Genomic DNA, 2882 nt, shown 5'->3' on the forward strand with positions numbered 1-2882 from the left:
GTGTTGAATAAGAACTCAATAGAAAACGCGGCAATGGCAAAACAGATAAAAGTAAGGGAGAGTGCTTTTAGTCGACCAGTAAAGCTATCATCACTCTCTGCTAGAGCTGCTGCAATCACGCCGAGTATCAGTGGTGTAATTAATGTGTTCTGACCATAATGCCACGCTGGTATTACGACACCGAGCAGAGTCAGTAGCATCAAAATACTGTAATTTATGGTTTTATTTGCCCAATATAGGCGGACTTTAGAAGGTAATTTCACACTGATTCTTTAACTGATGTAAAAAACTAATCCTAGCAGAAATCAATAGTAAGACTATGATACAAACTAATTTTTAGCATCAGATGGTTAGGAAATCGTCAATAGTACAGCAGGGTATTACTATTTACCTATGCATCGTGCTATAAATCGATTATTCCCAATTAAAGAGCGTTTCCCAATGCAGCTATGCGCGGATAAGACTGCACAGTTTTTTATTCAAAATGAATATCATCAAGTAGAACTCGACGAGCAAAAACTATTACTGTCGTCTATTGGCAGTGAAGAAAGGATCCCATTTACGGTTTGGAACGGGAAAGTGTCTTTAACTCGTGGAGTTTTCTGGGGTTCTATTCAATTCTTTGCTCACACTCATGAGGGTGTGGAGCGTAGCTGGTTAGTGCAAGGTTTACCTTGGGAACAGTGTCGTAAATTCGCTCGTATTGCCATCGCAGCTTATCAAGATTGGCATAACGCTCAATGTGAACAGCTTGCACTTCAACTACCTAAGTGGGAGCGTGGGCTGCATAAACTTGAAAACTTGCCTGCCTTTTTACCAAATTCAAAACTGGTTGAGTGGATCGATCAGGTTAACCAAGATCTAGATAATATGTCGATGACCTTGGATGAAGCTGCACAGAGGTTAAGTCACCGTGTTGAAAAGCTTGAACCTTGGTTAAAGAATTCTGCAGCAACATTACAGCTGCGTAATCAGACTTGGCTCGATCGAGAAAGAGTAAATTGGGAAGTGCTCTTTTCACAATGTGAATCTTCGCCTCTGAATGTTTCGCAGCAGTATGCAGTGCTCATCAATGATGATCATAACCTTATTTTGGCCGGCGCTGGTTCAGGGAAAACCAGCGTTCTGACCGCAAGAGTGGCGTACTTACTGCAAAGTCACCAAGCTCAAGCAAGTGAACTGCTGTTACTGGCATTTGGCCGCGAGGCTGCACAAGAAATGAAGCAGCGCCTTGATGACAAGGTTGGAATGTCGGCAGAGCAAGTGCAGGTGAATACGTTCCATCAGCTAGGGCTACATATATTAAAGCATGTTGAAACTGAGCCTGTTGTTATATCGCCGATCGCTTTAGACAATAACCAAAAACAAGCTTGGTGTATTGATTGGCTTAAAAAGCACTGGATGACGCCAACCAACTTTAAACGTTGGCAAAAACACCTTTCTAAATGGCCAATTGCGTACTTAACGGGTGATGATGAACTAGGCAGTCATGCGTCTAACCCTAAGTTAATTAACTGGTTGGAAAATCAGCTCGATCAATTGACGGCTTCCGGTTTGACCAAGAAAGAAGTTCAGCAACAGCTTGTTGATCACGCCGATTACACGCGCTTAAATAGTGAATTATCTTTGGCGTGGCCGTGTGTCACAGCATGGCAAAAAATGCTCAAAGAGAATAAACACATCGATTTTTCTACAATGATCAGTCGAGCGACTCAATACGTTGAAAACGGTAAATTTGCTCCACCGTGGAAATTCATCATGATAGATGAATACCAAGACATCTCGCCCGATAGACTTGCATTAGTCGAGTCTATTTGTGCGCAAGTGAATACAGAGCAAAGAACTTCGATATTTGCGGTAGGGGATGATTGGCAGTCAATTTATCAATTCGCTGGCGCAGATGTTGACCTAACCACCGGTTTTAAAGACCGATTTAATAGCTCAACGATCCATCACTTAGATACGACTTACCGTTTTAACAATCAGTTGGGTGAAGTGGCGAACCGTTTTGTTCAAGAGAACCCACGCCAATTACCAAAAGAGCTGAACAGCTTTAAACAGCAAAAGCAGAAGTCAGTTTATACTGCACCAAGCAAAGATACCGAAAAGATACTAGGTCAAATTAACAATCAAGCGAAACAGAAAAAATCAGTATTGCTATTAGGTCGGAATCACTACCATAAACCTGAGCTGTTAGAAGATTGGCAGAAGATCTACACTTCAATCGATATATCCTTTATGACGTGCCATGCGAGTAAGGGTAAAGAAGCTGACTTCGTGATCATTTTGGCGGTGGATGAAGGTCAGTTCCCGGCTAAGAAAAAACAACTTCATGTCGATGGTGCGTTAACGCAGTCTTCAGATTTATTCCCATACGCAGAAGAACGTCGCTTGTTTTATGTCGCTATGACTAGAGCTAAAGAAAAAGTCTGGATCACTCATAGTGGTGATGGTTCAGGCTTTGTTCAAGAACTTCATGAAAACAACTACCCAGTCATTAAGAAAAAGTAAGGATATAAAATGCAGTTAGAACATGGATCGATCAACTACATTGRGTTTGCGGCGAGCAATATCCCTGCAACCAAAGCATTCTTTGAAAACGTATTCCAGTGGGAATTTGAGGACTACGGAGATGAATATGCAGCATTTACTGGCAAAGGGTTAATGGGGGGCTTTTACGCAAGTGAGCTTGTCTCTAGCACAGAAAATGGCGGTGCTTTAATGGTGTTTTACAGTGCTGATCTAGAGAAAACCTTAAGTGAAGTAGTGGATGCTAAGGGTGTCGTTGTTCGTGAGATATTTTCTTTCCCAGGGGGAAGACGTTTCCATTTTACCGAACCGAGTGGCAATGAAATGGCAGTGTGGAGCGATAAGTAACCTGA

General features: G+C 42.1%; 2 protein-coding genes and 1 pseudogene. 2 read left to right on the forward strand and 1 reads right to left on the reverse strand.

Going from position 1 to position 2882, the window contains the following annotated elements; all coding sequences use genetic code 11:
* Positions 1–263 (reverse strand): annotated as a pseudogene (locus L4C33_RS21205) (YccS family putative transporter); the annotation flags it as partial.
* Between the two features lie 178 nt (positions 264–441).
* On the opposite strand from L4C33_RS21205, the gene helD reads away from it, so the two are divergent.
* Positions 442–2511 carry a DNA helicase IV gene (gene helD, locus L4C33_RS21210; protein WP_428814375.1) on the forward strand — a complete coding sequence of 690 codons (2070 nt, stop codon included), beginning with the start codon at positions 442–444 and terminating at the stop codon, positions 2509–2511.
* A gap of 9 nt (positions 2512–2520) precedes the next feature.
* Positions 2521–2877 carry a VOC family protein gene (locus L4C33_RS21215; RefSeq protein ID WP_428814374.1) on the forward strand — a complete coding sequence of 119 codons (357 nt, stop codon included), beginning with the start codon at positions 2521–2523 and terminating at the stop codon, positions 2875–2877.
* Positions 2878–2882 lie beyond the last annotated feature (5 nt).

This window comes from Vibrio makurazakiensis (genome assembly GCF_050337375.1).
Lineage (GTDB): Bacteria > Pseudomonadota > Gammaproteobacteria > Enterobacterales > Vibrionaceae > Vibrio > Vibrio makurazakiensis.